27 protein-coding genes are annotated in these 25,069 nt (G+C 32.7%); 24 read left to right on the forward strand and 3 right to left on the reverse strand.

Annotated features, from left to right (window positions below):
* Window positions 1-8: 8 nt before the first annotated feature.
* From rsgA to ACPWSR_RS16355, 4 genes are all read left to right on the forward strand, one after another.
* Window positions 9-878: a ribosome small subunit-dependent GTPase A gene (rsgA, locus tag ACPWSR_RS16340; protein ID WP_426349290.1), complete on the forward strand. Its 870-nt coding sequence runs from the start codon at window positions 9-11 to the stop codon at window positions 876-878.
* On the forward strand, window positions 872-1,522 hold the full coding sequence (gene rpe / locus ACPWSR_RS16345) for a ribulose-phosphate 3-epimerase (protein WP_426349291.1): 651 nt from the start codon (window positions 872-874) through the stop codon (window positions 1,520-1,522). The genes rsgA and rpe overlap by 7 nt, the downstream gene beginning before the upstream one ends.
* Window positions 1,523-2,158, forward strand: a complete 636-nt coding sequence (locus tag ACPWSR_RS16350; RefSeq protein ID WP_426349292.1) for a thiamine diphosphokinase — start codon at window positions 1,523-1,525, stop codon at window positions 2,156-2,158.
* A gap of 79 nt (window positions 2,159-2,237) precedes the next feature.
* A complete protein-coding gene (locus tag ACPWSR_RS16355) occupies window positions 2,238-2,396 on the forward strand; it encodes a hypothetical protein (protein WP_426349293.1) in 159 nt (52 codons plus the stop codon).
* 131 nt (window positions 2,397-2,527) lie between these two features.
* On the opposite strand, the gene rpmB is transcribed toward ACPWSR_RS16355, so the two are convergent.
* Window positions 2,528-2,719, reverse strand: coding sequence for a 50S ribosomal protein L28 (rpmB, locus tag ACPWSR_RS16360; RefSeq protein WP_426349294.1), 192 nt, complete (start codon window positions 2,717-2,719; stop codon window positions 2,528-2,530).
* A gap of 189 nt (window positions 2,720-2,908) precedes the next feature.
* Between rpmB and ACPWSR_RS16365 the strand changes: the two genes are divergently transcribed.
* The 6 genes from ACPWSR_RS16365 to ACPWSR_RS16390 all read left to right on the forward strand — a co-directional run bounded on the left by ACPWSR_RS16365 (window position 2,909) and on the right by ACPWSR_RS16390 (window position 8,632).
* Window positions 2,909-3,256, forward strand: coding sequence for an Asp23/Gls24 family envelope stress response protein (locus ACPWSR_RS16365; protein ID WP_426349295.1), 348 nt, complete (start codon window positions 2,909-2,911; stop codon window positions 3,254-3,256).
* 10 nt (window positions 3,257-3,266) lie between these two features.
* Entirely contained in the window at window positions 3,267-4,919 is a 1,653-nt protein-coding gene (locus ACPWSR_RS16370) for a DAK2 domain-containing protein (RefSeq protein ID WP_426349296.1), read from the forward strand.
* Between the two features lie 39 nt (window positions 4,920-4,958).
* The gene (gene recG / locus ACPWSR_RS16375) at window positions 4,959-6,992 is read left to right on the forward strand and encodes an ATP-dependent DNA helicase RecG (RefSeq protein ID WP_426349297.1); all 2,034 of its coding nucleotides are present in this window, start codon (window positions 4,959-4,961) and stop codon (window positions 6,990-6,992) included.
* A 70-nt stretch (window positions 6,993-7,062) separates the two neighbouring features.
* Window positions 7,063-7,620, forward strand: a complete 558-nt coding sequence (rsmD, locus tag ACPWSR_RS16380; protein ID WP_426349298.1) for a 16S rRNA (guanine(966)-N(2))-methyltransferase RsmD — start codon at window positions 7,063-7,065, stop codon at window positions 7,618-7,620.
* 2 nt (window positions 7,621-7,622) lie between these two features.
* A complete protein-coding gene (coaD, locus tag ACPWSR_RS16385; protein ID WP_426349299.1) occupies window positions 7,623-8,105 on the forward strand; it encodes a pantetheine-phosphate adenylyltransferase in 483 nt (160 codons plus the stop codon).
* Window positions 8,106-8,107: 2 nt separating this feature from the next.
* The gene (locus tag ACPWSR_RS16390; protein WP_426349300.1) at window positions 8,108-8,632 is read left to right on the forward strand and encodes a hypothetical protein; all 525 of its coding nucleotides are present in this window, start codon (window positions 8,108-8,110) and stop codon (window positions 8,630-8,632) included.
* Here ACPWSR_RS16390 and ylbJ read toward each other — a convergent pair.
* Both ylbJ and ACPWSR_RS16400 read right to left on the reverse strand, forming a co-directional pair.
* Complete coding sequence (gene ylbJ / locus ACPWSR_RS16395) at window positions 8,615-9,754, reverse strand: sporulation integral membrane protein YlbJ (protein ID WP_426351403.1); 1,140 nt, start codon at window positions 9,752-9,754, stop codon at window positions 8,615-8,617. The genes ACPWSR_RS16390 and ylbJ overlap by 18 nt on opposite strands.
* A gap of 75 nt (window positions 9,755-9,829) precedes the next feature.
* The gene (locus ACPWSR_RS16400; RefSeq protein WP_426349301.1) at window positions 9,830-11,047 is read right to left on the reverse strand and encodes a nucleotidyltransferase; all 1,218 of its coding nucleotides are present in this window, start codon (window positions 11,045-11,047) and stop codon (window positions 9,830-9,832) included.
* 179 nt (window positions 11,048-11,226) lie between these two features.
* On the opposite strand from ACPWSR_RS16400, the gene pta reads away from it, so the two are divergent.
* From pta to rpsP, 14 genes are all read left to right on the forward strand, one after another.
* The gene (gene pta / locus ACPWSR_RS16405) at window positions 11,227-12,228 is read left to right on the forward strand and encodes a phosphate acetyltransferase (protein ID WP_426349302.1); all 1,002 of its coding nucleotides are present in this window, start codon (window positions 11,227-11,229) and stop codon (window positions 12,226-12,228) included.
* Window positions 12,229-12,269: 41 nt separating this feature from the next.
* Window positions 12,270-13,463 (forward strand): acetate/propionate family kinase, encoded by a 1,194-nt coding sequence (locus tag ACPWSR_RS16410; protein WP_426349303.1) that lies wholly within the window; start codon window positions 12,270-12,272, stop codon window positions 13,461-13,463.
* Between the two features lie 309 nt (window positions 13,464-13,772).
* On the forward strand, window positions 13,773-14,282 hold the full coding sequence (locus ACPWSR_RS16415) for a YceD family protein (protein WP_426349304.1): 510 nt from the start codon (window positions 13,773-13,775) through the stop codon (window positions 14,280-14,282).
* A gap of 3 nt (window positions 14,283-14,285) precedes the next feature.
* On the forward strand, window positions 14,286-14,468 hold the full coding sequence (rpmF, locus tag ACPWSR_RS16420) for a 50S ribosomal protein L32 (protein WP_426349305.1): 183 nt from the start codon (window positions 14,286-14,288) through the stop codon (window positions 14,466-14,468).
* Between the two features lie 61 nt (window positions 14,469-14,529).
* Window positions 14,530-15,543: a phosphate acyltransferase PlsX gene (plsX, locus tag ACPWSR_RS16425; protein ID WP_426349306.1), complete on the forward strand. Its 1,014-nt coding sequence runs from the start codon at window positions 14,530-14,532 to the stop codon at window positions 15,541-15,543.
* A 116-nt stretch (window positions 15,544-15,659) separates the two neighbouring features.
* A complete protein-coding gene (gene acpP, locus ACPWSR_RS16430) occupies window positions 15,660-15,893 on the forward strand; it encodes an acyl carrier protein (RefSeq protein ID WP_426349307.1) in 234 nt (77 codons plus the stop codon).
* Window positions 15,894-15,998: 105 nt separating this feature from the next.
* Window positions 15,999-16,694, forward strand: a complete 696-nt coding sequence (gene rnc, locus ACPWSR_RS16435; protein WP_426349308.1) for a ribonuclease III — start codon at window positions 15,999-16,001, stop codon at window positions 16,692-16,694.
* Window positions 16,687-17,808, forward strand: a complete 1,122-nt coding sequence (locus ACPWSR_RS16440; RefSeq protein WP_426349309.1) for an elongator complex protein 3 — start codon at window positions 16,687-16,689, stop codon at window positions 17,806-17,808. The genes rnc and ACPWSR_RS16440 overlap by 8 nt, the downstream gene beginning before the upstream one ends.
* A gap of 235 nt (window positions 17,809-18,043) precedes the next feature.
* Complete coding sequence (locus ACPWSR_RS16445; RefSeq protein WP_426349310.1) at window positions 18,044-18,304, forward strand: stage V sporulation protein S; 261 nt, start codon at window positions 18,044-18,046, stop codon at window positions 18,302-18,304.
* A 225-nt stretch (window positions 18,305-18,529) separates the two neighbouring features.
* Window positions 18,530-22,090, forward strand: a complete 3,561-nt coding sequence (smc, locus tag ACPWSR_RS16450) for a chromosome segregation protein SMC (RefSeq protein WP_426349311.1) — start codon at window positions 18,530-18,532, stop codon at window positions 22,088-22,090.
* A gap of 10 nt (window positions 22,091-22,100) precedes the next feature.
* A complete protein-coding gene (ftsY, locus tag ACPWSR_RS16455; RefSeq protein WP_426349312.1) occupies window positions 22,101-23,009 on the forward strand; it encodes a signal recognition particle-docking protein FtsY in 909 nt (302 codons plus the stop codon).
* Between the two features lie 67 nt (window positions 23,010-23,076).
* Window positions 23,077-23,415 (forward strand): putative DNA-binding protein, encoded by a 339-nt coding sequence (locus ACPWSR_RS16460; protein ID WP_426349313.1) that lies wholly within the window; start codon window positions 23,077-23,079, stop codon window positions 23,413-23,415.
* A gap of 14 nt (window positions 23,416-23,429) precedes the next feature.
* Window positions 23,430-24,779: a signal recognition particle protein gene (gene ffh / locus ACPWSR_RS16465; protein WP_426349314.1), complete on the forward strand. Its 1,350-nt coding sequence runs from the start codon at window positions 23,430-23,432 to the stop codon at window positions 24,777-24,779.
* 36 nt (window positions 24,780-24,815) lie between these two features.
* Window positions 24,816-25,061, forward strand: coding sequence for a 30S ribosomal protein S16 (gene rpsP, locus ACPWSR_RS16470; RefSeq protein WP_426349315.1), 246 nt, complete (start codon window positions 24,816-24,818; stop codon window positions 25,059-25,061).
* The last annotated feature ends 8 nt before the right edge of the window (window positions 25,062-25,069 follow it).

The following is a 25,069-nucleotide window of genomic DNA, read 5'->3' on the forward strand; positions in this document are numbered from 1 at the left end:
GAGGTATTATGGAAGGAATTATTATCAAAGGTATTGGTGGATTTTACTATGTTAAATGCAGCAATGAAGTAATTGAATGTAAGGCTAGAGGAAAGTTTAGACATGCAGAAATTACTCCTATGGTTGGTGATAGAGTAGAATTTGCGCTAGATAATGGCAAGGGTGTAATAATTACTATAAAGGAAAGAACATCAGAATTACTAAGGCCGCAGGTTGCTAATGTTAATCAAGCTTTTGTTGTATTTGCCATTAAAAATCCGGACTTGAATTTCGAGCTGTTGAATAAGTTTCTAATTCAATGTGAGCATAAGAATATAAAGCCTGTTATCTGTATTAATAAAATCGATCAGGGAAGTGAAGAAGAGCATAATAAACTAAAAGACTGCTTTTCTAAAACTGGATATAGGATATTTTTTATAAATGCAAAAAAGGGTCAGGGTATTGATGAATTGAGGAATATGCTTAAGGATAAAATATCTGTTCTCTGTGGTCCTTCTGGAGCAGGAAAATCAACTTTAATGAATCAGCTTTTAGGAACTTATCACATGGAGACAGGAAATGTAAGTGATAAAATTGGAAGAGGAAAGCATACTACAAGGCATAGTGAGCTGGTGGAGGTTGAAGAAGGCTTATTAGTGGATACTCCTGGCTTTTCTACCTTAGAGATGGATTTTATTGAAAAAGATTTTTTAAAAGAATATTTTCCTGAATTCTATGACTATGAGCATCTATGCAAATTCCGAGGCTGCATGCATTATAAGGAGCCTGGCTGTGCTGTTATGAACGCTGCTTCTAACAATGAGATTAACGTAGAAAGATATAATTTTTATAAAAAATATTATGAGGAATTATCTCAAAGGAGGAATAATAAATGGTAAAAATCGCCCCATCAATTTTATCTGCAGATTTTGCAGAACTAGGTAAGGCTATAGATAAATTAGAAAAAGGAAAGGCAGATATGATTCATATAGATGTTATGGATGGGAGCTATGTTCCAAACATATCCTTTGGTATACCTATAATTAAATCCATTAGAGGTTTAACCAAGCTTCCTTTTGATGTACACCTTATGATTGATAATCCTTCAAGATTTGTTAAGGATTTTGCAGAGGCAGGAGCTGACATGATTACAATACACTGGGAAGCTGATGTACATATAGATAGAACGATAAATTTAATAAAGTCTTTAGGTGTTAAATGTGGTATAGTTCTTAATCCAGCAACTCCTGTAGAGGTATTGAAATATATACTTCCAGAATTAGATATGGTACTTCTCATGTCAGTAAATCCAGGCTTTGGAGGACAAAAATATATAAGTTATACCACAGAAAAAATTAGGGATTTAAAAAATATGATAAAGAGTAGAGGATTAAATACTCTCATAGAGGTTGATGGAGGAATTGATTCAAGTAACATTAAAGAGATAGCCTTGGCAGGAGTTGATATTATAGTGGCTGGATCTGCGGTTTTTAAGGATAATAGCATAGAAGAGAATATAAAATTATTAAAGGAATGTATTTAAATGAAGGTGTTAATTATAGGAGGGGGGACTGCACCTTCAGTAGAATTACTTAAGAAAGAAATTCAAAACTGCGACTATATTATATGTGCTGATAAAGGTGGAGAATACATAAGAGCTATAGATAAACTCCCTGATATGCTCCTAGGTGATTTTGACTCTTTAAAAGAGAAATTATTAGAGTATTACCTAAACTCTGGAGTTAGAGTAGAACGCTTTCCTGCAAAAAAAGACTATACAGATACAGAGCTTTGCCTCCAAAGAGCTCTTCAGTTAAATCCTAATGAAGTAGTATTTCTTGCTTGTACTGGTAGCAGATTAGATCATGTTTTTGGTAACATTGGCTTATTAAAGGAGCTGTTAGATAAAGATATACAAGGATATATAAAGGATGATAATAACACCATATTTTTAGTAAAAGGTGATGCTGAAATTAGTGGATATCCGGGAAAGCTTGTATCTTTTCAAGCTTTTTCAGAAATTGTAAAGGGATTAACCATAGAAGGTGTAAGTTATCCCCTAAATAAATTCAATCTTAGCTCATGGTCTGCTTATACTGTATCTAATATTTTCTTGAGTGATAAAGTAAAAATCTCTTTTGACTCAGGAATATTAATGATAATATTCCCAAAGGATTAATAAAAAAACTTATAATTATTTTGCACCTATAATTAATTTCTGAATATATTATTAGTAAAGCATGGTATTTGGAGATTCTATGAGGCTAAAAGGCAGATTCAAAAAAAAATTAGGATTGATAATAGGTGCTATAGGACTAGGACTTCTCTTGGCTGTATTTATGCCCTTTTGGGTATGGATTATAATTGCCGGTGCTGTGCTTATTTATATAGGGTGGACCCTAGCGGAATATAAGTAAGATGAGTATAGGAGGAAGAATGAAGATCATAGCTATAAAATTACCTAGATTCTTATCAAGAGTTGTCCGTATATTTCTAAAAAAACATAAATAAAAAATGCAATTGATTTATCAATTGCATTTTTTATATGCTATATTGCTCTTTCAACTTTTCCAGAACGTAAGCATCTTGTGCAGACATGAACTCTTCTAGGTGTTCCATCAACAATTGCTCTAACTTTTTTTATATTAGGAGCCCAAGTTCTTTTGGACTGACGGTGTGAGTGACTGAATTGTACACCTGCAACTACACCTTTATTGCATATTTCACATACTCTTGACATATTAAAACACCTCCTTAACCACGGAAGATATACTCTTCATTAAGACAAATAATATTCTATCAATAAATTAAAGATATTGCAAGGAAAATGTATCTTATTAAGTATAAACCTTTATTTTTTATGTTAATATTGAATTAATAAGAATATTAATATAGAATAGACTATATCAGTTAATAAGGAGGATTAGAAATGATAGGATTTTCTAATGATAACGGCCAAGTATCATACTCAGAAGAAGTTATAGCAAAAATCGTAGGCTTATCTACAATGGAATGCTATGGTGTTGTAGGTATGGTTTCAAAAAGCGCCACTGAAGGACTGTGGGAATTAATGAGAATTGAAAATCTTAGTAAGGGTGTAAAAATCACAAATAAAAATAATGAATTATCTATAAATTTATATGTTATGATTGAATATGGAACTAAAATTTCTGTTATAGCTAATAATATAATTCAAAAAGTAAGATATAATGTTGAAAATTACACAGGCCTTAAAGTATCGACTATTACAGTAAATGTTCAAGCGGTAAGGGTCTAGGAGGTATATGATGGAATACTTAAAGATAAATGGTGAACAATTCTATAACATGGTTGTTCACGCCAATAATAAACTGGAAGAGCAAAAAGAATATGTAAATTCATTAAATGTTTTTCCAGTTCCTGATGGTGATACTGGTACCAATATGTCCATGACCTTTAGGGCAGCAGTAAAAGAGATTGAGAACAAGAACATAACATCTATAGGAGCTGCTTCTAAAATTTTAGCTAAAGGTGCTCTTATGGGTGCTAGAGGAAACTCTGGAGTAATATTATCCCAGATTCTTCGTGGTATATCTAAAGGATTAGAAAACAAAGATACAGTAGATAGTAAAGAATTCGCTCATGCACTGGCTGAAGGAGCAAAATCCGCTTATAAAGCTGTAATGAGACCTACAGAAGGTACTATACTTACAGTTATCAGAGGAGCTGGAGATAGTGCAATAGCTTCAAACCAAAAGGATATAACTCTTTTGATGGAAGAGGTTTGCTCTCAAGCAAAAATAGTATTAGATAAAACCCCAGATATGCTTCCTGCATTGAAGAAAGCTAAGGTTGTAGATTCTGGTGGTATGGGATTATTAATTATTCTACAAGGTATGTATGAAGCTCTTAATATGGATATAAATGCAACCATTGACGAGGTTCATAAAAGTAAAGGCTCCTCTTCAGCAGCTCATAATCTTGATGATCACGAAATTACCTTTGGTTACTGTACTGAGTTTATTATTATAGGTGATAGTAGTAAGGCTGAAGAGTTTAAAAATACAATCGGAAAGTATGGAGATTCTATGATTGTAGTTGGATATGAAGATGTAATTAAAACACATATCCATACAAATGATCCTGGATTGGTTCTTGCAGAAGCAGTTAAGCTAGGTGAGCTAACAAAGATAAAGATTGATAATATGAGGGAAGAACATAGAAATCTTTTAGTAGATGAAAGCCATAAGCAAATGAAGGATATGGCTAATACTGCAGAGGAACAGGAAGTAACACAGGAACCAAAGAAATATGGCTTTATTTCTGTTGCTGCTGGAGAAGGGATGAAAAACATCTTCTTAGATTTAGGGGTTGATAGCGTAATCGAAGGCGGTCAAACCATGAATCCTAGCACACAGGATATGCTAGAATGCATAGATAAGATAAATGCTGAAAATATATTTATACTACCAAACAATAAAAACATCATAATGGCTGCTACTCAAGCTGCCGAAATTAGCGATAAAAATATAATAGTTATTCCTACAAAGACGATTCCTCAAGGAATTTCTTGCTTAACAATGTTTAACCCTGAGGCAGAAGTATCTGCCAATACTGAGGAGCTAAACAATGTAATTACAACGGTTAGCACCGGTTCTGTTACTTATGCTGTAAGAGACACGGAAATGGATGGAATAGAAATTAAAGAAGGAAATATACTTGGTTTAGTAGAAGGAAAAATTAAAAAGGTAGGCAGTGATGTATATGAGCTTACTGAAGAATTAATCGAAGAAATGATCACAGAGGATTCTGAGCTGATAACTCTGTTCTACGGTGCTGACAGCGATGAAGATAAGGTCCAGACCTTAGTGGAAAAGTTAGTGGATAAATATCCTGATCTGGACATTCAATGCTACAATGGCGAGCAGCCACTTTATTATTTCATTGTTTCAGTAGAATAAAAAATCGCCAAAGGCGATTTTTTTATTTGGAGGTAACTGATGAATTTAAATCTCGAGATTTCAAAACTAAAAGGTGTTGGACCTAAAACTGCAGAAGCACTAAACAGATGCGGTATATATACTATTCTTGATTTACTTTTATATTTACCTAGAGATTATGAATTTATTAATAATGAGTTTTCTCTAGAAGATTTTATTGAAGCAGAAAAATACTCAATTAAGTGCAAATTTATTTCAGTTAAAAGTAGTTTAAGAGTTAAAAACGGAAAAAACTTAACAACTTTAATTTTTAATAATGGAAGATATGAAATAATAGGGAAATGGTTTAATCAGCCTTATATAAAGAATAATTTTAAAAAGGATGAGGAAGTATTTTTACTGGGAAAGGTAAAGGTAGTTAATAATCGCATAGAGATGATAAACCCTATAATCAGTAAAAATCTGCTACAGGAGAGAGAAATTATAGCTAAATATTCTTTACGAGATGCTATAACTAATAAAACAATTTCCAAGCTGATACATCTTATACTAGATACAATTAAAATTAAAGAAAATCTTCCTATAAATCTAGTAAAAAAATACAACCTAGTATCTTTGGATGATGCAATTAGAAATATTCACTTCCCAGAAAGTAGTGATGCTCTTAAGAAATCCATGAATAGATTAAAATTTCAGGAGCTGTTTACTTATTCCTTAAAGCTCTTAACTATAAAAGAGCATCTAAGAAATGAAAAGCAGGGGATTAACTTTGTGATGACTCAGGAGTTATCAATGTTTAAGGAATGCCTTCCTTTTCAGTTAACAGGAGCTCAAAATCGAGCTGTTCGAGAAATATTAATGGATCAGAAAAGAAGCTATCCAATGAATAGATTGGTTCAGGGAGATGTGGGCAGTGGTAAGACGATCGTAGCCTTCATAGCTGCCTTTAACGTGTATTTTAACGGCTATCAAGTAGCTTTTATGGCTCCCACAGAAATATTAGCAGAGCAGCACTATCAAGAAGCTCTTAAGCTATTTGAAAAGTTCAACGTAAAAGTTCATTTATTAACAGGGAGCACTAAGACAGCAAATAAAAATCTCATCAAGGAAAAACTTAAGAACGGAGAAGCTGCTATTGTAATTGGAACTCATGCCTTAATAGAAGATAATGTAGTTTTTTCTAATCTCGGCCTAGTAATAACTGATGAGCAACACCGTTTTGGTGTGAATCAAAGGGGTAAGCTCATTAACAAAAATCAGGCTGCAGACGTACTTGTTATGTCTGCAACTCCCATCCCAAGAACCTTAGCTCTATATTTATACAATGATTTAGATATATCTATTATAGATGAACTGCCACCTGGTAGAAAGAAGATAGAGACAGAATATTATAATTCCTCTAATAGACAGCAAGGCTATTATAAAGCCTTAGAAGAGCTAAAAAAGGGGCGACAGGCTTATATAGTTTGTCCTTTAATAGAAGAAAATGAAAAATTAGATCTGAGGTCCATAGAAACTCTATATGAGGAGCTGAAAAACACTTATTTTGCAGGTTTTTCCGTGGCAATACTCCATGGAAAAATGAACTCTAAAGAAAAAGAAGAAATAATGAAAGAATTTAAGGATGGAAATATAAACGTTCTTCTAGCTACAACAGTTATAGAAGTAGGGGTAAATGTACCTAATGCAAGCGTAATGATTATTGAAAATGCAGAAAGATTCGGTTTGTCTCAGCTACACCAGTTAAGAGGTAGAGTTGGTAGAGGTCAATACCAGTCCTACTGTATACTTATAGCTAAAGCAGAAAATAATATTACAAGAAAGAGAATGGAAATAATGACAAAGAGTAACGATGGATTTTTCATTTCTGAGCAGGACATGAAGCTTAGAGGAACAGGTATGATCTTTGGTACAAAACAACATGGTGACACTGGGTTTATGATAGCTGATGTCCTTAGGGATGGAAATATATTACGAGCCGCTAACATTGAAGCTGGCTTGGTATACTCGTCAAGTAGAAAGGAAGACATACTAATAAAAGGGGAAATCATTAAACAAATAGAAGTCAGTGAGAAATATATATGTTTCAATTAACAAACAATAGATTTGTAAACTCAAATAATATATGCTAAAATTTTAATTATTATAATAAGGAGATATTCTCATGAGGATTATTTCAGGAAAAGCAAAGGGTAGAAAATTATTATCACCGCCTACCTTCGATACACGACCTACTTTAGATAGAATTAAAGAATCAATTTTTAATATAATACAAGGATATACATATGACGCAGTAGTATTAGATATGTTCTCAGGTACTGGTAGTTTAGGGCTTGAGGCAGCAAGTAGGGGAGCTAAGGAGTGTCATCTTATAGATGCCGGACCTTTAACCTATCCTTATTTAAAGAAAAATATTAGCCAATTAGGCTTTGAAAGTTTTTGTTATAGCTATAATTCTGATGCTTACAATAACTTATTAAAATTTTCACAAAAAAAAGTTATTTTTGATATTATATTTATTGACCCACCATATTTAAAGAATATGATACCAAAGGCTATAGAGATGATTGAAGAGCTGGGACTTCTTCAGAAGGAAGGGATAATAGTAACTAAAATAGATACCTCCGAAGAAATTTACCAAGGATCCGCGTCAATTATTCTTACGGATAAAAGAAAATATGGAAATACTACTGTCTGCTTTTATAAGTACAAGGAGGATTAAAGATGAGAGTTGCAATATATCCAGGAAGCTTCGATCCTATAACCAGCGGACATATAAATATAATTGAAAGAAGCTCAGAGATTTTCGATGAAGTAATAGTAGCTGTATTAGTTAATTCAGAAAAAAACTCTTTATTTACTATTGAAGAGAGAGTAGATTTAATTAAAAGGGTAGTAAAGAAATATAATAATGTAAAGGTTGAAAGCTTTCAGGGATTATTAGCCAACTATATGAAAGACAATAATTACAATATAATCATTAAAGGGCTCAGAGCTATTTCTGACTTTGAATACGAGATTCAAATGGCTCAAATTAACAGTAAGCTTGCGGATAAGGTAGAAACGTTATTCATGATGACCGATGAGAAGTATTCCTATGTAAGTTCATCAAACGTTAAGCAGATTGCAAAGTTTGGAGGATGCCTTAAGGATTTTGTTCCTGAAGAGCTTATTCAAGATATAGAAAAAAAAGTTAGGGGTGAGTAATTATGGAGGTTATGCAGCTATTGGAATACTTACAGGATATAATAGAATCTGCACCGAAGGTTCCGATTACTGGAAAAGTAATTATAGACAAAAAGGAATTTACAGATTTGCTAGACCAAATATTCAACTATCTACCTGATGATATAAAGAAAGCTCAATGGATTGTTAGTGAGAAAGATAGAATAATGGAAGAGGCAAAAAAAGAATATGAAACAGTAAAGCAAGATACTTTGGATATGCTTAAAAAGCAAGTTGAAAATCATGATATTACTAAAGAAGCACAGATTAGAGCACAAGAAATACTTACAGCAGCTCAAAGAGATGCTAAGGCTATAAGACTTGGTGCTAGAGATTATGCTGATGAAGTATTAACACAGCTAGAAAAAGAAATCGACGGTAAAACACAGGAAATTATCAAATGTATTCAGTCTAATGTTGAGAAAACAGCTATAGGTCTTACCGATGAAATCTCTGTAACAGTAAAGGATATTAGAGAGAATATTAAAGAACTAAGATCTATTAAATAAGCTTCCAAAAAGATATACAAAAAAACTTATACATAATAAAATCATCATAAATACAAAGTATATGTTCTTTGAAATTGTAATGGAAGAGCTAATAGTAGCAGAGTTTTGTAATAAGAACCAGCAGGATAAATAGGTAATTCCTGCACTTATTAATCCTTGTATAAGCTTTCTATAGGTGTACATGCCTAGCTTAAACCCTTTATGCTTATAAGTGAAGGAATGGACTTGAGCTATTATTGAAAGTCCGCTAAAACTGCATAAATAGCTAGCAACAGATACCTTTGTTTCTATAGTTAATGCTGATTTCGAAATAATATAGCAGCCATTAGTAGTTTCCATCATACCTACAAGTAAGGAGTCTATTAAAGCTTTGTTTATCTTCAAATTATTTGTTACTAAAGAGATGATATTTTGATATATGGACGAGTTTTTTACTGCATAGGTTATAACTGAGAAGATTACAATAAAACCTGCAACAGCAATGCAGGTTTTTGTTGCGTCTTCTAAGGATTTTTTTAGGGCATTACCTATATTCATATCTATAGTTTTTTTATTTTGGATATTTATAGTTTTGCTCTTTATAGGCTTAATTAATAAAGACATAATGAAGCATGAAGAATAGCTACCTATTAACATAATATAACCTACATAGCTATTATTAAACATAACCGTGGCAACGGAACCTAAGAGAAAAAGAGGGCTAACATTGGAGGCTATGTTAAGAAGCCTATAATATTCTTCTTCACAAATAAAGCCTTTTTCATATATGTCTGTACTGTATTTTGCGCCTAAAGGATAACCGCATAAAAAGCTGATAATAAGTGGAAGACTGCACTGCCTTGATAATCTTAAGGGCGTGCAAATAATAGGACCGACTAACTGAGAGTAGAGCTCAATTCCATCATAGCAAATTAGCATATTACATAAAAATAAAAAAGGAAATATTGTTGGGAAGACTGAATTAATAAAAAGCTTTAATCCTATCAAAGCAGAATCTATACTCATTCTAGGAAATAATATAAAATAAGTAATTAGTATACTAATAACTAAACAATATAATATATTGATTCTATCCTTATATAACAGCAGCAAGCATAATAACAATATTATTATAATAAACATCAGCAATTGTATCGCCTCCGGTGATAATTCATACTTATTTATATTTAATATGAAAATAAATTATCACCTGGATATTTAAAAAGCCTTTAAATAACTTGGACTTCTAAAATAATCTTCATTAGGTTTAATTCTAGGGTTTAAAATAGAATAAGCCTTTGTACTTTTAATATCTAACTCAAGCATAGGAGAAGGATTTTTGGGGAGCTTAGTGATAATATTTAATTCTGTTTTTTTCTTTATTTCCTTTAACAGCTCTCTCCCTATGTCATTAAATGCAAGAACTCTACAATATTCTGGACTTTCCTTCCTCAATAATTCAACTGGATATTCTTCAAAGCCTAGAAAGTATTGACATAGTATTCTGCTAATCCTTGTATAGGTATATCTTTTACTTTTTCCATGCATTATTAGTTCCTCTAAGCAGTTAGATTTTAACGCTCCTTTGTAAAGCTTATTATCTAATCCTTCTCCTGCATCAGGGATACCTTTTAAGTGAGGGTCTGTGAAAAGCTTATATTTTAAATAAGGAAACATAGCTTCACTAAAAGCAAAAGTATATTCATTTTCAAGTAAGGAAATAATAGTCTTATTTACATCTTCAGATACATATTTTTTTATTTCACCAAAGGCTCCTGAGCTTATAATATTTCTAAGTGCTGTTGCACTGGTAAAAGCAGATTTAGGAACCGTAGTATTATAGCTATCACCAAGTCTTTTCAGAGTAATGGGTTTAATATTACTATTTAGCTTTATTAAGGCTTTGCAGTATTCTAAAGCTAAAATATTATTTGAAGAATTAAGAAAGGTTTCTATAGATCCTTTATATATGCTTTTATCCTTCATATATTCTTTCAATGCATTAGTTCTAGCTTGGGTAACAGGCAGACCTGATTTTAAATTATCTTTTAAGTTCTTTGTATAAGCCTCTGGTTCTTCAGCTAATATTTCTCCTATGGTTCTAATAAGTTCTATATCACCACTTTCAGATCCGAAGGATAAAAAATTAATAATGTTTAATTTGTCTAATATTTCTACAGCTCCTCTAGAGAAAAATTCTGCAGAAGCTACGGAGTAGATAACTGGAAGTTCAATCACTAGATCTATCCCTGACTTGATTGCCATCTCAGCACGAGTCCATTTATCAATAATTGCAGGTACGCCTCTTTGTGTAAAGCTCCCGCTCATTATACAAATTAAAGCATCGCAGCCTGTTTCTTTTTTTGTGTACTCAATATGATGCAAATGACCTAAATGAAGAGGATTATACTCACTTATTATGGCGCTAGTTTTCATGACATACCTCCATTGGTGTGTTAAAGTATATTCTTATTAATCGCTTTTATTTGAATTATAACCTATACACAAAATAATTAAAGTATTTTTTTGCTTCTATGCTTTTGTTGTTGAAATGTGTATAATAAAAGTTGTATATTTATATATGTAAATATTTGTTCGTGAAAGGAGCTTAGAATATGGAGCTTATGAAAAAAATTTGGGAAGCTGCTAAAAGTGATAAAAAAAGAATCGTGCTTCCTGAAGGAGAAGAGGAAAGAAACCTATTAGCTTCTCAAGAAATAACAAAGCTAGGTCTGGCTAATGTTATATTGGTAGGTAACGAAGATATAATAAAAACAAATGCCCAAAATCTAAAAGTTAATTTAGAAGGTATTGAAATTGTTGATCCTGAGAAATCAGATAAATTAGAGACATATGTTAATGGCTTTTATGAACTTAGAAAAAATAAAGGCATGACCATTGAAAAGGCTGATAAGATAGTTAGAGATCCTCTATACTTTGCTACAATGATGGTTAAGGTTGGAGATGCTGATGGATTAGTATCTGGTGCAATCCATACTACTGGAGATCTACTAAGACCTGGTCTTCAAATTATTAAAACCGCCCCAGGAGTATCTGTGGTATCAAGCTTCTTTATAATGCTTATACCTGGTTCTCAGTACGGAGATGAAGGAATGCTATTATTCTCAGACTGTGCTGTTAATCCAAACCCAACAGCGGAACAGTTAGCTTCAATTTCTATAGCTACAGCAGAAACAGCTAAAAAGCTATTTAATATGGAAGCCAATGTAGCTATGCTTTCCTTTTCAACAATGGGAAGTGCTGACCATGAATTAGTTGAAAAAGTAAGAACCGCAACAGAGCTTGCCAAGACTCAAAGACCAGATTTAAATATAGATGGAGAATTGCAGTTAGATGCTGCAATAGTACCAAAGGTTGCAAGTCAAAAGGCTCCACACAGTCCTGTTGCAGGAAAAGCTAATGTTTTAATTTTCCCTGACTTACAGGCTGGTAATATTGGCTATAAATTAGTACAAAGATTTGCCAATGCTGAAGCTATCGGTCCAGTTTGCCAGGGCTTTGCTAAGCCAATAAATGACTTATCAAGAGGCTGCTCTGTGGAGGATATAGTTAATGTAGTAGCTATAACAGCATTGCAGGCTCAAAATATGCACTAATATTTAGGGCTCAGAATTATAAATCAAAAGGAGAGTATAAAATGAAGGTACTAGTAATAAACTGTGGAAGCTCATCATTAAAATATCAGCTTATTGATATGCAAAATGAAAGCGTCCTAGCTAAAGGATTAGTTGAAAGAATAGGAATAGAAGGCTCTATACTTACACAAAAGGTTGAAGGAAGAGACAAATATGTAATAGAGCAGCCAATGAAAGATCATAAGGATGCTATAAAATTAGTATTAGCGGCACTTGTGGATAAAACCAATGGCGTTATAGGTTCCATGGATGAAATATCTGCTGTTGGTCACAGAGTTGTTCATGGCGGAGAAAAATATGCCCAATCCGTTATAATAGATGAAGAGGTAATGAAGTCCTTAGAAGATTGCGTAAAGCTCGCACCATTACATAACCCTCCAAATATTATAGGAATCAATGCATGTAAAGAGCTTATGCCTGAAACTCCAATGGTAGCTGTATTTGATACTGCATTCCATCAGACTATGCCAGAGGAGGCTTATATATACGCCTTACCTTATGAATATTATAAAGACTATGGAGTGAGAAAATACGGCTTCCACGGTACCTCTCATAAATATGTTTCTGCTAAAGCAGCTGAAGCTATGGGAAAAAACATTGAAGATTTAAAAATCATTACCTGCCATCTAGGAAATGGTTCAAGTGTTACAGCTATAAAGAACGGGATTTCTGTAGACACTAGCATGGGCTTCACACCATTAGAAGGTCTAGCTATGGGAACAAGATGTGGTGATTTAGATCCAGCTATAGTTTCATTTTTATGCAAAGAATTAAAGATTACTGTAGAAGAAGTTGAAAATATATTAAATAAGAAATCAGGTGTATTAGGTATTTCTGGTGTTAGCAGCGATTTTAGAGATATTGAAAATGCTGCTGCAGAAGGTAATAAGAGAGCAGAACTTGCTCTTACACTCTTTAATTATAGAGTAAAACAATATATTGGTTCATATGCTGCAGCAATGGGTGGGGTAGACTGTATAGTCTTTACCGCTGGCCTAGGAGAAAATTCTCCAGAAACTAGAGAAGCTGTTTGCAGCGGTTTAGAATTCTTAGGTGTTGATTTTGATGCTGCCAAGAATAAGGTTAGAGGAAAGCTTACTGAGATAAGTACTGAATCATCAAAGGTTAAGGTATATACTATACCTACAGACGAAGAAATGATGATTGCTAAGGATACCGTAGCTTTAGTAAAATAATTTAAAATAAAATAAGGCTGTGCAAATATCACTTAGCACAGTCTTTCTAATATTAATTATACTACCAGCTTTTATGGTTTTATATTTAATTTTGTGGTATTATAAATTTTTAAAACGTATGTAAGTTTCATATGAGGAATATATAATCGTTATAATAGGTAATAACCAACAATTTTCTTGACTTTTATGTATCCTCTCTATATAATAAATTGTGTTTGTAAAGTAATTTTACTTGCAAGGAGTGAGAAAAGCTCTTAACTATATAATATTTATTATTGTAAGTATTATTAGAACAACAGAGCTAATCAAATGAAATTAGATATCAAAGAATTACTTAAACGTAAAAATTTCACTAAGAACATTGATGAAATTTTTCAGAGCGATTCCTTCCTTTATAACAGTGAAGAAATAAAATTTTTATCACCTATAAAGGCTAAAGGTAAAGTATCTGTAAAAGATAACCTGGTAGTAATAGATATGGAAGCATCTACTACTCTAGAGTTAACTTGTACAAGGTGCTTAGATAGATATAACTCAGATATTACTATTAATATATTTGAGGAGTATTCTCAGGATACTAAGCAAGAAAATACTGATGTTACTATCATAACTGAAGATTACATTGATTTACTTAAGGTTATCAAGGATAACATTATAGTTTCACTTCCAATTAAGAAATTATGTGGGGATAGCTGTAAAGGGCTATGCCAAAACTGTGGAGTAAATCTAAATCATGAGCAATGTAAATGCTCAAAAAATGATGTCGACATCAGGATGGCAAAACTTAAAGACTTGTTTTTATCTGATAAGGAGGTGTAGATAATGGGAAATCCAGCTAGAAGATTCTCTAAAGCTAGAAGAGATTCAAGAAGAGCTCAAACTTTTAAATTAAGCGCTCCAGGTATCGTTGAGTGTCCACAATGTCATGAGATGAAGCTTGCTCACAGAGTTTGCAAGAGTTGTGGTTATTACAAAGGTAAAGAAATTGTTGCATCTGAACAATAAAGAAAGTCTTATGACTTTCTTTTCTTTTATATAAAATAATAATTAATAGAGGTGAGTCCACATGAGAATTGCCGTTGATGGTATGGGAGGAGATAATGCGCCACAGGCTGTAATAGAAGGGTGCATAGAGTATTTAAAAGAGAATACTGATACTACTATTATTGTTACAGGTAAAGAAGAGCTATTATCTAAAGAATTGTCTAAATATACTTACGATAAAAGTAGGCTTATAATAGAACCAGCAGAAGATATTATTAGTAATGATGAATCTCCAGTAATGGCTGTTAGGAGAAAAAAGAATTCATCTTTAGTAAAAGCCGTTACTATGGTCAAAGAAGGCAAAGCCGATGCTGTAATTTCAGCTGGAAGTACTGGAGCTATATTAGCTGCTGCACTGCTTATTATAGGCAGAATAAAGGGTGTAGATAGACCTGCATTAGCACCATTAATGCCTGGAGCAAATGGTAACTTTTTAGTTTTGGATTCAGGGGCAAATGTTGATTGTAAGCCTGTTAATCTTGTTCAGTTTGCTGTTATGGGTAAAACTTACTTTGAGAATGTTCTTAAGGTTAGGAATCCAAAGATAGGATTAATAAATATAGGCGCTGAAGCTGAAAAAGGTAATGAGCTTACTAAGGCTTCTTATGAACTCTTAAAGGATGCTGATATTAATTTTGTTGGGAATGTAGAGCCAAGAGATATACCTAAAGGAGATGTGCAGGTATTTGTCTGCGATGGCTTTGTAGGTAATACAGTGCTAAAAATGTATGAAGGGGTTTCTTCTAATCTATTCGCTTTGATTAAACAAGAGATGATGTCTACTATTGGAACTAAAATTGGGGCCTTATTATTAAAACCAGCATTTTCAAAGCTTAAGAAAAAATTCGATTATAAAGAGCATGGCGGAGCACCTCTTCTCGGTATTAAAGGAGTGACTATAAAAGCACACGGAAGCTCTGACGGAAGAGCCATTAAGAATGCTCTGAGGCAAGCTAAGAAGTTCTATGACAATGATTTAATTAATAAAATGAATATAGCTGTAGCAGCTGAATCCACTACGAAACAATCAAATTAATTTTTATGTTTCCACCAAAGAGTAATAATTCTTTTTATACTAAATAAGATATAATATATTGACGAGTAATTGCCTTATGTAATATTATCTAAATATAAGTGTAGGAGGTGAAACTGATGGTTGTTGATAAGGTTAAAGCTATTATAGCTGATAAGTTAAGTATTGATGAAGATACAATTAGCTTAGATTCTTCTTTTGCTGAAGATTTAAGTGCTGATTCTTTGGATATAGTAGAGTTAATAATGGCTCTAGAAGATGAATTTGATTTAGAGATTCCTGATGAAGATGCTGAAGGTATAGTTACTGTTGGAGATGTAGTGGATTATATAAGAAATCATACAGAGGAATAAAAAAAGTCCCGTTTATACGGGGCTTTAATTACATTATAAAGCTTATTCTTGAATCTACTTTTAAGTAGCTTGAAGAATAGACTTATTGGGGGTTGAATTTACATATTGGATAATAATATTTATGCATTAGAAAGAAAGCTTTCAGTAGATTTTAATAATAAAAGTCTTCTTATTACAGCTATTACACACAGCTCTTTTGCTAATCAATACAAAAATATTCGTTTTAATGAGCGATTAGAATTTTTAGGTGATTCAGTATTACAGCTGACGATTACTGAATATCTATTTAATAAGTTTACAGATAAACCAGAGGGAGAACTTACAAAGCTAAGATCTTTAATAGTTTGCGAAAGTTCTTTGTACGAAATAGCTAAGGTTCTAAATCTTGGATTATACATCAGGATGAGTAAAGGTGAAGAAATCACCGGTGGAAGAGAAAGAGTATCTTTGTTGGCAGATTGTATGGAAGCTATAATAGCTGCAATTTACTTGGATAAAGGCATAGACGAAGCCAAAGAATTTATCTTGAGATTTTTTACAGAGATTATTACAAAAGCTATAAATAATGAAATAGTATTGGATTATAAAACAAAGCTACAAGAAACACTGCAGAAGAAGGGAGATATAAATATAAAATATAATCTCATTAAATACGAAGGACCACCACATAGAAGAAAATTCTATACAACGGTATTAATAGAGAATAAAACTATGGGAGAGGGAACAGGCTATAGTAAAAAGGAAGCAGAACAAAATGCTGCAAAAAGAGCATTATCAAATTTGGAGGATTATAATGAATAAGCGCCACTATATCATACCAATTTTCGTTCCTCATCTCGGCTGTCCTCATGACTGTGTTTTTTGCAACCAAAGAAAGATAGCCACTAGTGAAGAGAATATGGATGAAGTAAAGGCCATATCCATAATTGAGGAGCACCTATCAACTATTAATCCTGATAATAGTACTATAGAAGTATCTTTCTTTGGAGGAACATTCACTGCAATTCCTATGGAAAAGCAGAAGGAGCTGTTAGCTGTCGCCGCGAGATATAAAGATGCTGGAAAGATAGATTATATAAGAATGTCTACCAGACCTGATTATATAGATGAGGATATATTAAATCATCTGAAAAAATTTAAGGTAGATATTATAGAACTTGGAGTCCAATCCCTTGATGAAATTGTATTATTTGCCTCGGGAAGGGGACATAAGAAAGAAGATGTCTATAAAGCATCTAAGCTTATTAAGGAATTTGGTTTTATTCTAGGCCATCAAATAATGTTAGGTCTTCCCGGTGATAACCGAAAAAAGGATATAGAAACTGCCATTGAGAGTTTATCCTTAAGTCCTGATATTTGCAGAATATATCCAGCTTTAGTAATAAAAAATACTCCTATGGAGGTTATGTATAAAAGGGGAATATATAAACCTTATTCATTAGAAGAGGCGGTGGATATCTGCAAGGATATATACTCTCTGTATAGCTCCAAAGGAGTAGCAGTTATTAGAATAGGACTGCAGGCTACGGATAATATAAATGTCAATGGAGATATTGTAGACGGTCCTTTCCATCCTTCCTTTAGAGAACTAGTAGAATCAAGCTTAATAAAGGATATGCTACTATATAACCTTAAGAATAAAACAGGTGATTATGAGCTTCGAATAAATAATAGATATATATCAAGGCTCTATGCGAATAAGAAAAATTACTTCAATGAGCTAAAAAATGAAATTAAAGAAATAACTCTAAAGGTAAAAATAGATAATGAAGTACCTATAGGAGAAATATTCCTTGATTGTAAAGGTAGTACCCTTAGACTATCTTTAAAAGATTATACGGATTTTGTTGCTAATAAGCTTATTCGAAACATTGTACCTTTAAAAAGTAATCCTATGAATAAAATATTACATTAGTTAAATAAATTTTAGTTTTAATTTTACATTAATTTACATATATATACATATACTTCTATTAGTTTGAGGCATTATATGATATTAATTGAAACAATATAGAATAATTATCGTATTATGTCTAAATTATAATATTTTGTAATAGAGGAAAAATAAATTTAATATAGAATACTATACCTATAAGTGTAATTATTTACAAAAGGTTTGCATTATTTAGTTACTTATAGGAGGATTGAATATGGAAATATTAAAGGTATCAGCACAATCTCAACCAAAATCAGTAGCAGGTGCTTTAGCAGCAGTTTTAAGAGAAAATCTTTCTGCTGAAGTACAAGCCGTAGGTGCAGGAGCAGTTAATCAAGCAGTTAAAGCTATAGCAATTACTCGTGGCTTTGTAGCTCCTAATGGAATAGATTTAGTAGTTATTCCAGCTTTCTCTGAAATAATTATAGAAGGAGAAGAGAGAACAGCTATTAAGTTTATTGTTGAACCTAGATAATAAGCATGGTTATAACGGTCCTAGAGGATACTCTAGGGCCTTTCTTTTTAGCTAATATTGATATTTAAACAATAATAATATAAACTTAATAGAGAAAATGAGGTGATATTAATGAGAGTAGGTAAGAGAGAAAAATTAGCAAAAGCTATTGTATATTTTTTACTTGTTGTATTTTTAATTGGTCTTATACCTATGGTGCTTTTTAACTAGATTGGGGAGTGGGGAATGTTTTTAAAATCTATTGAATTAAGGGGATTTAAATCTTTCGCTGATAAAACAGAATTAAACTTTAAAAAAGGTGTTACAGCAGTAGTAGGACCTAATGGTAGCGGTAAAAGCAATATTTCTGATGCTGTGAGATGGGTCTTAGGCGAACAAAGTGCTAAAAGCCTTCGTGGTGGTAAAATGGAGGATGTAATTTTTGCCGGTACTCAATACAGAAAACCCGTTGGACTTGCACAAGTATCCCTAACCCTTGATAATTCAAAAGGTGAGCTACCAATTGATTATAATGATGTAGTCATTACCAGGAGAATATTTCGCTCTGGTGATAGTGAGTATCTTATTAATAATACAAACTGTCGTTTAAAGGACATACAAGAATTATTTATGGATACGGGTATAGGAAAGGAAGGCTATTCCATTATTGGTCAGGGTAAAATCGATGCAATATTAAGCGGAAAGCCAGAAGAAAGGCGTAAGCTATTAGAAGAAGCTGCTGGAATAGTAAAATATAAAACACGTAAAGACGAAGCAGAAAAAAAACTACAAAATACAGAGCAAAACCTTACTAGAATAAAGGATATTCTTTTAACCTATGAAGAAAGGTTAGAGCCATTAAGAATTGACAGTGAGAAAGCAAAACGTTTTGTGGAGCTTTCCAATGATCTTTCTATCCAAGAGGTTTCCTACGTTGTAGATACAATCAATAAGCTTCAGAAATCCATAGAAATAGAAAATTCTAATATCTATAGAATAAAAAGTGAACTAGATGAGCTAGAAGCCTCAAGAAGTAATATTAGAGATTTGTTGTCCCAAGAGAATATAAAACTAGAAAACCATGAAAATATAAATAACGAAACAAAAAAAGAATATTATAACAATAAGTCTTTAATTCAAGAATTGGAACATCAAATTAATATATTGAATGAAAAGATTTCTTTTTCTAAAGAAAATATTGAAAAGACTTCAAAAACCCTTTTGGAGCTTTTTGAAGAGGAAAAAATACAATTAAATCGAAAAGAAAACCTTTCTTTAAGCCTACAAGAAAGTATCAAAACACAGGAAGAAATTAAGAATACCTTAAAATCTGAAGAAGAGATACTATTTATAAGAAGTAACATTCTATCAGAAAAGGAAAAGCTGTCAGAAACTCTTCGTACAGAAGCTATTGAATATCTTAGAAAAAGCTCCGAGCTTTCAAAACAAAAATCTCTTCTTGAAAGTGAGATTGGAAATAAAGAAAGTTACTTGAAGGATCTTAAGGAACAGAGCGAAAGCTATCGCTCCATTTCAGCTATTAACCTAACAACTATAGACGGGCTAAGAGAGGCTCAGAGTAAGGTTCAAAAGGAAATAGATGAGCTTCAAAATAAAATATTCAGTTTACGAAGAAGCTTAAAAGAGAATTCTGTAGAAATTGAAGAAATAGAAGGAAAGCTGAGAGTTGAAAATAGAAAACAAACTAGTTTAGAAGCTAACCTATCTGTGCTTACAAATTTAGAAAAACAGTATGAGGGATATACCAAATCTGTAAAAAATCTATTTACTCACTGCGAAAAAGGCTACTGTAGAGTCAATAAGGATTCCTTTGTGCTTCTAGGTGATGTTATAACTGTTGATAAAAAATATGAGATAGCTGTTGAAATTGCTTTAGGAGGAGCTATTTCTGATGTTATTACAATAAATGAAAACATAGCTAGAGATTTAATCAATTATTTGAAAGAAAAAAATCTTGGTAGAGCAACATTTCTTCCATTAACCATCATAAATGGTAGGAAGATATCTCCTCCAGATAATATAACAAGCATACCTGGTTATATTGGAATCGCCAGTGATCTTTTAACTTATGATTTAAAATACAATAATGCAATACAATATGTTCTGGGAAAGACAGTAATTTGTCAGGATATGAACAGCGCATTAGAGGTTGGTAAGAAAAGTAACCATTCCTTCAGGATAATAACTCTTCAAGGAGAGGTGGTAAATGTAGGGGGAGCCTTAACTGGTGGTAGTACCTTTCATAAAAACACTAGCATTATTAGTAGAAAGCGTGAGCTTGAAGATATTTCTACAGAATTAAAGGCTTCTACAGAAAAAATCCACACATTATCCAAGGAACTTAATAGTGCAAAAAACTCTTATAATCAGTTGGATGAGCTGATTTTAGAAACAAGAGACTTAATTCACAGCAAAAGTATAGATATTACTAAGCTATCTGAAAAGATTTTAGCTGTAGAAGGAGAAATTAAAAGAAACAGTGATTTTATTAAGGTCTCTGATAAAGAAATCCTTACAGTAGAAGAAGAAATAATTAAACTTGTATCTTCCATCAAGGATTTAGAAGATAATATAGAAGCATGCTCAAAGGACGAGAAAGATAATAGAACTTCTATCAATAATCTTGATGCAGAATTAAATGAGATTCGAGTTGAATTAAGTGATCTTAAACAGCAAATAACTGATGTTAGAATAAATAAAGCAAAGATTGACGAAAAAGTTCTTACTAATACTAATGAATTAGAGAGAGTGGATAGTGAAATATCATCTATTGGTGTTAAGGTAAGAAAGCTTAAAGAGGAAATAGAGTTATCAAAGAATCTTATTACCGATTATAATAATAGTATTTCTGAAAATAAGAATGAGGTTGATAAACTAAAAGGTTTAATCAGCAAGATGGAAAAAGAATTTATCGCTTATGAGGCTTTGAGATTAGAGATCAAAAACGAGGTAAAAAAACTAGAAGCCTCCTTGGAAGATAAAAATTTAATTTTTAAAAACCTTGAAGATCAGCTTCATAAATACGATTTAACTAAAACCAGATATACCCTAGAAAGTGAAAATTCAATCAGAAAACTAAATGATGAAATGGAATTAACCTTGGCAGAAGCTCAAGAGCTGGCAAGGGAAGTGTCTGATGTTGAAGGGATTAAGAAAAGGATCAAATATCTTAAAGACGAGATAGCAAAACTTGGTAATGTAAATGTAGGGGCGATAGAAGAATATAAAGAGGTTTCTCAAAAATATACCTTTATGTCTGAACAGCAGCAGGATTTATTAAAAGCAAAAGCTGAGCTTGAAGATGTTATAAGTGAAATGACTAATAAAATGAGAAAGCTCTTTGTTGAAAACTTCAAGATACTGAGAGAAAACTTTAATAATACCTTTAAGGAATTATTTAAAGGAGGAAGTGCAGATTTAATTTTATCCCCAGGTGATGAATTATCAGCTAATATTGAAATAAATGTTCAGCCTCCTGGTAAAAAGCTTCAAAACATAAATTTAATGTCCGGTGGAGAAAAGGTCTTATCTGCTATTGCATTACTATTTGCTATATTAAAAATGAAGCCTACTCCCTTCTGTATTCTAGATGAAATAGAAGCTGCATTAGACGATTCAAATGTGTATAGGTATGCTGATTTTATGAAAAGTTTTTCTGAGAATGTTCAATTTATCGTTATTACACACAGAAAAGGTACCATGGAAGCCAGTGATATAATGTATGGAATTACCATGGAAGAAAAGGGTATATCAAAAATTGTTTCTCTAGACTTTACCAGAAATTAAGGAGGATAAAATGCTGAATAATTTTTTTGATAAACTAAAGTCAGGGCTTAGCAAGACAAGAAACAATCTAACAGATAAGGTTAATGAGCTCTTCAAGCTTGCCATAACTATAGACGAGGATTTATACGAAGAGCTGGAGGAAATACTAATCACCTCTGATATTGGTATGGAAACAACAGAGAATATCATTGAAAAGCTAAAGGATAAGATTAGACAGGAAAAAATCTCTGATCCTGAAGCACTCATGCCATGTTTAAAAGAAGTAATAAGAGAAATGATGGATGAAAATGCTCTAGAGGAGGAAGATTCTTTTCCTAAGGTAAGCTTAATTATTGGAGTTAACGGAGTGGGAAAAACAACATCCATAGGTAAGATTGCTTTTAGATATAAAAATGAAGGAAAAAAAGTAATCTTAGCCGCTGGAGATACTTTTAGAGCTGCAGCCATAGACCAGCTGGAGATATGGGGCGATAGGGCTGGTGTGCAGCTGGTTAAGCATCAAGAAGGATCTGATCCTGCAGCGGTTGTATATGATGCCATACAGGCAGCTAAGGCAAGGAAGGCAGATATATTAATCTGCGATACCGCAGGTAGACTCCATAATAAAAAAAATCTTATGAATGAGCTATCAAAAATAAATAAAATTATTGATAGAGAATTTTCAGAAGCAAAAAAAGAAACCTTATTAGTGCTTGATGGTACTACTGGTCAAAATGCTATAATTCAAGCAAAACAGTTTATGGATGTATGTCCCATTGATGGTATCATACTTACTAAATTAGATGGCACTGCTAAAGGTGGTGTGGTGATTTCAATAAAATCCACTCTAAATATTCCTGTTAAATATATTGGGGTTGGTGAAGGAGTAGATGACCTGCAAAAATTTGATTCAAAAGCCTTTGCTGATGCATTATTTTAAGTGTTAAGTAAAATCCCTTGACAGAGGGGATAATATCTGATAATATCTTTTAGGGATAGGTGATAATATGTTAGATAGAATAGAGTTATCAATACTACTAGATTATTATGGAGAGCTTTTGACTGAGAAGCAAAGAGCTATAATGAACCTATATTATAATGATGACTTATCCTTATCAGAAATAGCTGAGATTAATAACACTAGCAGGCAAGCAATATACGACCTGATAAAAAGATGCTATAATCAGCTGGAAAACTATGAAGGTAAATTAGCTCTTATGAAAAATGACCTGGAAATAGCTAATAAGAAAAAAGATATTATGCTGTTATTAAATGAGCTAGAGAATAAGAATACTGACTGCAAGGAAACAATTTTGCAGATTAAAAATATTTTAAATGATATTTGATTAGGAGGATTACCATGGCTTTTGAAGGATTGGCGTCAAAGCTTCAAGACACCATTAAAAAGTTAAAAGGTAAAGGTAAGCTATCTGAAAAAGATATTAAAGAAGCCATGAGAGAAGTAAAGCTTGCTCTGTTAGAAGCAGATGTAAACTTTAAAGTAGTTAAAAGCTTTATTAATCGTGTTACGGAAAAATGTACCGGTACAGAGGTTTTAAATTCTCTTACTCCTGCTCAAAGCGTTATAAAGATCGTCAATGATGAGCTTACAGCGCTAATGGGAGGAGCTGAAAGCAAGTTAAACTATTCCGACTCCGGGATAACTGTAATAATGATGGCAGGTCTTCAAGGAGCAGGTAAAACCACAATGTGTGGAAAGCTTGCCTTATACTTAAGAAAGAAAAACAAAAAACCTTTATTGGTTGCGGGAGATATTTATAGACCCGCAGCAATCAAGCAGCTAGAAGTGGTAGCTAAACAAATAGATATACCAGTCTTTTCTATGGGTGATAATATTAGCCCAATAGACATTGCAAAAGCAGCTTTAAAGCATGCTAAAGATAATTCTTATAATGTTGTAATCATTGATACTGCAGGTAGACTTCATATTGATGAAGCCTTAATGGAAGAGCTTGAAGGAATAAAAGCTGCTGTTAATCCAAAAGAGATATTACTTGTTGTAGATTCCATGACAGGACAGGATGCAGTTAATGTTTCACAGAGCTTTAACGATAGATTGGATGTTACAGGTGTTGTTCTCACTAAGCTAGACGGCGATACAAGAGGTGGTGCAGCTCTATCAATTAGAGAGGTAACAGGCAAGCCTATTAAGTTCGTGGGTCTTGGTGAAAAAATGAGTGATATAGAGATATTCCATCCTGATAGAATGGCTTCTAGAATTCTTGGCATGGGTGATATTTTATCTCTTATTGAAAAAGCTCAATCATCTATAGATGAGAAGGAAGCTAAAGAATTAGGCTCCCGTATGTTGAATCAAGAATTTAATTTCGATGACTTTCTTTCTGCCATGAATCAGATGAAGAAGCTTGGGCCAATAACTAAGCTGCTAGAAATGGTTCCTGGTGTAAACACTAAACAGCTGGAGGGTGTTGATCTTTCTCAGCAAGAAAAAGAAATGAAAAAGGTAGAAGCTATCATACAATCTATGACAGCTAAAGAAAGAAGAAGCCCATCATTGATTTCTGGCTCGCCAAGCAGAAAGAAAAGAATTGCTGCTGGTTCAGGCATGTCAATTCAACAAGTCAATAAGCTTCTCAAGGATTTCGAAAACATGAAAAAGATGACTAAGCAAATGAAATCCATGCAGAAGAATAATAAAAAAGGTTTATTTGGGAAATTTCCTTTTTAAATAAATGATTTATCCTTTGAAGGAGGTGAAAATAAGATGGCAGTTAAGATAAGATTAAGAAGAATGGGTGCAAAGAAAGCTCCTTTTTATAGAGTTGTTGTTGCAGATTCCAGAAGCCCAAGAGATGGTAGATTCATCGAAGAAATTGGTTACTACAATCCTATAACAGAGCCTGCAGTAATCAAAATTGACGAAGAGAAAGCAGCTAAATGGGTTAAAAACGGTGCTCAACCTACTGATGTTGTTAAAAGGCTATTTGACAAAGCTGGTATAAACAAGTAGTTTTGGGG

This window comes from Alloiococcus sp. CFN-8, assembly GCF_049943125.1.
Lineage (GTDB): Bacteria > Bacillota > Clostridia > Clostridiales > Clostridiaceae > JAEXZL01.

Coding starts and splice junctions, on each gene's coding strand:
- pta (WP_426349302.1), top strand. CDS start 11,227: ATGGAGCTTATGAAAAAAATTTGGGAAGCTGCTAAAAGTGATAAAAAA.
- ACPWSR_RS16355 (WP_426349293.1), top strand. CDS start 2,238: ATGAGGCTAAAAGGCAGATTCAAAAAAAAATTAGGATTGATAATAGGT.
- ftsY (WP_426349312.1), top strand. CDS start 22,101: ATGCTGAATAATTTTTTTGATAAACTAAAGTCAGGGCTTAGCAAGACA.
- ACPWSR_RS16365 (WP_426349295.1), top strand. CDS start 2,909: ATGATAGGATTTTCTAATGATAACGGCCAAGTATCATACTCAGAAGAA.
- ACPWSR_RS16460 (WP_426349313.1), top strand. CDS start 23,077: ATGTTAGATAGAATAGAGTTATCAATACTACTAGATTATTATGGAGAG.
- rpe (WP_426349291.1), top strand. CDS start 872: ATGGTAAAAATCGCCCCATCAATTTTATCTGCAGATTTTGCAGAACTA.
- ACPWSR_RS16350 (WP_426349292.1), top strand. CDS start 1,523: ATGAAGGTGTTAATTATAGGAGGGGGGACTGCACCTTCAGTAGAATTA.
- ACPWSR_RS16415 (WP_426349304.1), top strand. CDS start 13,773: ATGAAATTAGATATCAAAGAATTACTTAAACGTAAAAATTTCACTAAG.
- rsgA (WP_426349290.1), top strand. CDS start 9: ATGGAAGGAATTATTATCAAAGGTATTGGTGGATTTTACTATGTTAAA.
- rpmF (WP_426349305.1), top strand. CDS start 14,286: ATGGGAAATCCAGCTAGAAGATTCTCTAAAGCTAGAAGAGATTCAAGA.
- rpsP (WP_426349315.1), top strand. CDS start 24,816: ATGGCAGTTAAGATAAGATTAAGAAGAATGGGTGCAAAGAAAGCTCCT.
- ACPWSR_RS16390 (WP_426349300.1), top strand. CDS start 8,108: ATGGAGGTTATGCAGCTATTGGAATACTTACAGGATATAATAGAATCT.
- ACPWSR_RS16445 (WP_426349310.1), top strand. CDS start 18,044: ATGGAAATATTAAAGGTATCAGCACAATCTCAACCAAAATCAGTAGCA.
- ACPWSR_RS16400 (WP_426349301.1), bottom strand. CDS start 11,047: ATGAAAACTAGCGCCATAATAAGTGAGTATAATCCTCTTCATTTAGGT.
- plsX (WP_426349306.1), top strand. CDS start 14,530: ATGAGAATTGCCGTTGATGGTATGGGAGGAGATAATGCGCCACAGGCT.
- coaD (WP_426349299.1), top strand. CDS start 7,623: ATGAGAGTTGCAATATATCCAGGAAGCTTCGATCCTATAACCAGCGGA.
- rsmD (WP_426349298.1), top strand. CDS start 7,063: ATGAGGATTATTTCAGGAAAAGCAAAGGGTAGAAAATTATTATCACCG.
- acpP (WP_426349307.1), top strand. CDS start 15,660: ATGGTTGTTGATAAGGTTAAAGCTATTATAGCTGATAAGTTAAGTATT.
- ffh (WP_426349314.1), top strand. CDS start 23,430: ATGGCTTTTGAAGGATTGGCGTCAAAGCTTCAAGACACCATTAAAAAG.
- smc (WP_426349311.1), top strand. CDS start 18,530: ATGTTTTTAAAATCTATTGAATTAAGGGGATTTAAATCTTTCGCTGAT.
- ACPWSR_RS16440 (WP_426349309.1), top strand. CDS start 16,687: ATGAATAAGCGCCACTATATCATACCAATTTTCGTTCCTCATCTCGGC.
- recG (WP_426349297.1), top strand. CDS start 4,959: ATGAATTTAAATCTCGAGATTTCAAAACTAAAAGGTGTTGGACCTAAA.
- rpmB (WP_426349294.1), bottom strand. CDS start 2,719: ATGTCAAGAGTATGTGAAATATGCAATAAAGGTGTAGTTGCAGGTGTA.
- ylbJ (WP_426351403.1), bottom strand. CDS start 9,754: ATGTTTATTATAATAATATTGTTATTATGCTTGCTGCTGTTATATAAG.
- ACPWSR_RS16370 (WP_426349296.1), top strand. CDS start 3,267: ATGGAATACTTAAAGATAAATGGTGAACAATTCTATAACATGGTTGTT.
- ACPWSR_RS16410 (WP_426349303.1), top strand. CDS start 12,270: ATGAAGGTACTAGTAATAAACTGTGGAAGCTCATCATTAAAATATCAG.